We start from the raw sequence: 4,522 nt of genomic DNA, 5'->3' as shown, positions 1-4,522 counted from the left end.
AATTGTTCGTTCAGTCCTTAGTACTTCAGACAATCAAGAGATGGATAACCGTACATTTTTTTATGGTATTTATAATCAGCTTTCAGATGATTTCGCTGATATGTTCCAAGATATGAAGGACGGAGCAGTGACTCCTTATACGTATTATTTAAAGTATCATAAAGAACGTTCAGACCTGATCAACCCTTTTGAATTGTATTGGGCTGTTATTAGTAATTTAATTCATAATGTCTATCATTCCGACGAACAAACACGAGAAGTAATATTAGATCGAGCTATTAATGGACTTAAACGGTTAAAGAAGCGGGTAGGCAAAAGTAAATACAAAGAAATTATGGATCTCTTTAGTTTCGGGACACCAGGTTTTAATAAGCTTCTACAAAAGATGGTTCGAAAAGCAGATGATGTGGACTTCTTTGATAAATTACTAAGAGATCATATGATTACAGTATTAAAGAGTGAAAGTAAAGAAAGAGAGGATTTCTCTAATACGATAAAAGTAGTTCGTGGTGAAATTAATGAGACATTGTCCATTTCTTCTTCTAATAATACAGATTTCGAAGATAGTATAACTGAAGCGTCCAATTACAGCTTAGAAGGAGATGGTAAAAGGCTAAGACCGATCGTAGCATGGTTTATGGGAGTGAAGATTTACAAGTTAGATGAAGCATCTATTGCTCCACTACTAAAATCATTGGAATATCTTCATACTGCCTCTCTTATATTTGACGATTTACCAGCTCAGGATAATGCTCCAATAAGACGCGGACGTTCTACTCTTCATGAAGTTTATAATGTAGCTGTTGCGGAGCTGACAGGTCTTTTCCTCACTCAAAAAGCTATTGAGGAGCAAACTAGCTTAAAACAATTTGATGCGAATACTGTGCTAGAGATGATCCAATATTCTTCTCATACCATAGCTGAAATGTGTAAAGGTCAGGCCATGGACCTGGCCTCTAAAAATAGAACACTTACGAGAGAACAGTTAAATACCTTATGCTTTTATAAGACAGGAATAGGATTTGAAGCGGCCTTGTTAATGCCTGCAATTTTAGCCAAAGCAAACGAAGAGGAGATTGCTGCTCTAAAGAAATTTGCTCGTTATGCTGGCATCGCCTTTCAGATTAAGGATGACTTGCTCGATGTAGAAGGTGATGCAGAGCTACTCGGAAAAGGGCTAGGAAGAGATGCAGAAAATAATAGCACAACATTCGTTTCTATTATGGGGCATGAGGGTGCCACAATAGAGATGTGGGAAAACTACTGTCTAGCTATGGATGCTCTTCAAAACGTTTCTATAGATATAACCTTCTTAAAACACTTTTTAAACTATCTTATCAATCGCGAACATTAGAATTTCTGTATTAGCAAAATGAAAGGCATCCCTAGAAAATCAAAGGATGCCTTTTAATTTTATTCATGAAAAACATAAGCTTTACTAAATGCTAATTTCCTCAACTTCTAGGGAAGATTTTCTTAAATATTCATTGAAATAAATGCTCATCTCATGTAGGATTTCTTCCCTAGAAATTCCTTTTGCTGCTTGTGTATTGATGTTAATATGACCAGCACCTAGTTTTATATTAGCCTTGATCGCCGTCCTCTTCATGGCGGGTAGAGATTTTATAAACTCATCACCATCGAATAAAAAGACAGTTATAAATACTTGTCCTTGTATCGTGTATGTACCTAATTCCTGGACAAGCTCCCATCCGATAAAATCCTTACTAGCAATTGCCGAGGAATAATCATAAAACCCCTTTTCATTCACAACAAGTATTTTCTTTCCAACAATGAAATCTTTAATTATATACAAAAGACAGAAACCGAAAAATAGTATTCCCAATATACCAATAGCGATAAAAATGATGTTCCTTGAATCTTGGCTCCCAATTCCCATCGTGAAGACGAATAAACTACTTACAACCATAACAACTGCAAGAAACACGAACATTAATTGTTTTCCTTTACTTTGATAAACTACAAGCTCCTTCATCGTAATATCCCCTTTGCAAAATATTCATTCCTTAATTTTACATAAAGTATATAAATTTGTCTCTTTGAAGCATTAACTATGAGATTAGAAGTATAAATTGATAATCTATCGAATAAAGTCTATATAAGAAGTTTAAAAATAAGGGGCAGTGCATATGAAAATTTTCGTAATTTATCTACTTAGTGCTATTTATTTTTTCCTGTCTTTTTCAATGGATCATATGCGATCGATAGGTTTATATTTAATTATTTCAGTTGCATTGTTTTTCTGGGGGACTTGGGAATGGAAGAGGAGAAATGATGAGATTAATGAAGAGAATAGAAGAATCACAGAAGAGATTCTAGACGAAATTCCACATACTCAGAAACTAGTGTCACCAAATAATCTCAATGCTTTACTCATAAATGAAGTCACGGAAATTCTCTATATAGCTAGTAGAGACGAGCTAGGAAGTGATTTTGAAATAAAAGATATATCTTTTAATAAAGTATTAGAGGCAGCCCTAATAGAAGACGGAAAAACGATATCCGTATTCCCTAAAGAGGGAATACTAAGTAGCCATATTAAGTTAGAGGATAAAGAGGAAAAAGAAGAAGTAGAAGAAGAGTATGAGGAAGAAGACGAGGAGGAGGAGCTAGAATTCAGTCTTTGCTTTAAAATCGTCACGGATGATTTATCGCAGCCTATTCACTACTTTATCTACTTGGAAGATTACAAAGAGGAGTACAAGGAATATGAGGAATACGAAGAGGCTAAGGGAGTTTGTAATGAATGGCATCAAAAGCTAAGCATTATTATTAGACGTTATCAGTATGACCGAGTAATGGTGAATAAATGGAGTTAGGAGGAATTGGTTCAGATCGGAAGCTGATATGGAAATATGTTTTAGTTAGTCTGTAAAGGGAAGAAAAGAAATAGACTACTATTTTGTTAGGAGGAATACAATTGAGTAAAACAATTTTTATCACTGGAGCCGGAAGTGGCCTTGGAAGAGGGACTGCTATAGGACTAGCTAAAAAAGGGCATCGCTTAATTGCAACCACCGAAACGACTTCCCAAAAAACAGATTTACTTAGAGAAGCTAGAGATCTAGGTTTAGATATGGAAATATTTAAGTTAGATATAACGAATGCGAGAGATCGGGCTCAAATGGAAGACTACGACTTTGATATATTTGTAGCAAATGCTGCTATTAATGAAGGTGGACCACTTGCAGAGGTGCCAATGGATCGTTTTCGTGCATTATTCGAAGTAAACGTATTTGCTACTTTAGAGACAGCACAAATTGCAGCGCGTAAGCTTGTGAAAAAAGGGAGCGGAAAAATTGTTTTCCTTAGCTCCGTGGCAGGTCTATCTGCTACTCCATATGTAGGACCGTATACGGCAACTAAGCATACAGTGGAAGCAATCGCGAAAACGATGCAGCAGGAGTTAAAGGAATTTGGCGTTCAGGTAGCTACTATCAATCCTGGTCCATATAATACTGGCTTTAACGATCGAAGCGCAGAGGAAAAATATAAATGGTTTAATGAAGAGCAACATTTTACGAAGAAGGAAGACATGAAAGAGCAAGAGGAGTCCTTGAAGGATCAATATGACCCTCAAGACATGATTGATAAAATGATTGAGATCATCCCGGCAGATAACCACAAATACCGTACTACATGGCCAAAAGAAATCGAAGAGAAAATGAAAAAAGATGAACAAGAACGCTGGGAACTAGAAGTCTAGTTCAAGAGGAGGGCATTGCTAATAAGCGATGCTCTTTTTTGATATCTTAATTAAAATTAATTTCATAAGGGAGTACCGTATTTGAAATGTTACACTTAAATTGATGATTGCTGTAAAAAGAAGTCTATAAGATAAAGGGGTATAAAATGTATAGTCCGAAATGGAGTAAAGTAAAAAAACATTTGAAAAGTTTTACTTGTGACTCATTAAAAGATCGAATTGATTTTCACATTATTAATTATCGCAAAGCACATGACCAGTTGGGAAGAGCTGTTATTACAGTCGATAAAAAGGAAATATTAAGTATGTGTACAATTACTGCTGAAAGAACAATGCATATTAAAGAATGGGATATTAGAGAGAAACAAAATATCCAATATGATATTGATAATCGAAAGTTAAATTGGGAAGTTGGATTGCAGGCTCATAATATAATTAAAAAAGAAGGCATCTTAGCACAATATGATTTTTTTGATGCATTGGAAGAGTACTTTAATACACCAATTGAAGTGTCTTTAAAGTCAGCTGATATGATTATAAAAATTCTTGCTGTAATTGATAGACGAGTAGGAAAAAGGACATTGCAGAAACTTAAGGAACCTATTAAAAATGAGCATGAAAGTATTCAATTCTTTTTCAGATTGAGGTGTGATGTCGAAGGTATAAGTTTCGATTAAAAAGTCCCGGTTAATCGAAACTAGAAAATAAATTTTTAGAAATAGAATCAAAGGAAAATGAGTATAGAGATGTGCTTTTTAACTGCTTTTTTTCTAGTCAATCAACCTCTGGCTTTAA

5 protein-coding genes are annotated in these 4,522 nt (G+C 34.9%); 4 read left to right on the top strand and 1 reads right to left on the bottom strand.

The window, feature by feature from the left end; genetic code table 11:
• A partial coding sequence (locus AC06OU_RS12935; RefSeq protein ID WP_475856274.1) for a polyprenyl synthetase family protein occupies positions 1-1,354 on the top strand: 1,354 nt, incomplete at its 5' end.
• A gap of 84 nt (positions 1,355-1,438) precedes the next feature.
• Here the strand turns inward: AC06OU_RS12935 and AC06OU_RS12930 are convergent.
• Positions 1,439-1,996 carry an STM3941 family protein gene (locus tag AC06OU_RS12930; protein WP_475856273.1) on the bottom strand — a complete coding sequence of 186 codons (558 nt, stop codon included), beginning with the start codon at positions 1,994-1,996 and terminating at the stop codon, positions 1,439-1,441.
• Positions 1,997-2,150: 154 nt separating this feature from the next.
• On the opposite strand from AC06OU_RS12930, the gene AC06OU_RS12925 reads away from it, so the two are divergent.
• The 3 genes from AC06OU_RS12925 (at position 2,151) to AC06OU_RS12915 (ending at position 4,404) form a co-directional block, all read left to right on the top strand.
• A complete protein-coding gene (locus AC06OU_RS12925; protein ID WP_475856272.1) occupies positions 2,151-2,840 on the top strand; it encodes a hypothetical protein in 690 nt (229 codons plus the stop codon).
• A 101-nt stretch (positions 2,841-2,941) separates the two neighbouring features.
• Complete coding sequence (locus AC06OU_RS12920; RefSeq protein WP_475856270.1) at positions 2,942-3,727, top strand: SDR family oxidoreductase; 786 nt, start codon at positions 2,942-2,944, stop codon at positions 3,725-3,727.
• 146 nt (positions 3,728-3,873) lie between these two features.
• Entirely contained in the window at positions 3,874-4,404 is a 531-nt protein-coding gene (locus AC06OU_RS12915) for an SF0329 family protein (protein WP_298470032.1), read from the top strand.
• The last annotated feature ends 118 nt before the right edge of the window (positions 4,405-4,522 follow it).

The organism is Psychrobacillus sp. (assembly GCF_056205495.1).
This window is presented reverse-complemented; position numbering and strand designations above follow the sequence as displayed.

Bases quoted from the DNA above. Each gene is read 5' to 3' on its own strand.
- AC06OU_RS12930 (WP_475856273.1), bottom strand. From the start codon at position 1,996: ATGAAGGAGCTTGTAGTTTATCAAAGTAAAGGAAAACAATTAATGTTC.
- AC06OU_RS12925 (WP_475856272.1), top strand. From the start codon at position 2,151: ATGAAAATTTTCGTAATTTATCTACTTAGTGCTATTTATTTTTTCCTG.
- AC06OU_RS12915 (WP_298470032.1), top strand. From the start codon at position 3,874: ATGTATAGTCCGAAATGGAGTAAAGTAAAAAAACATTTGAAAAGTTTT.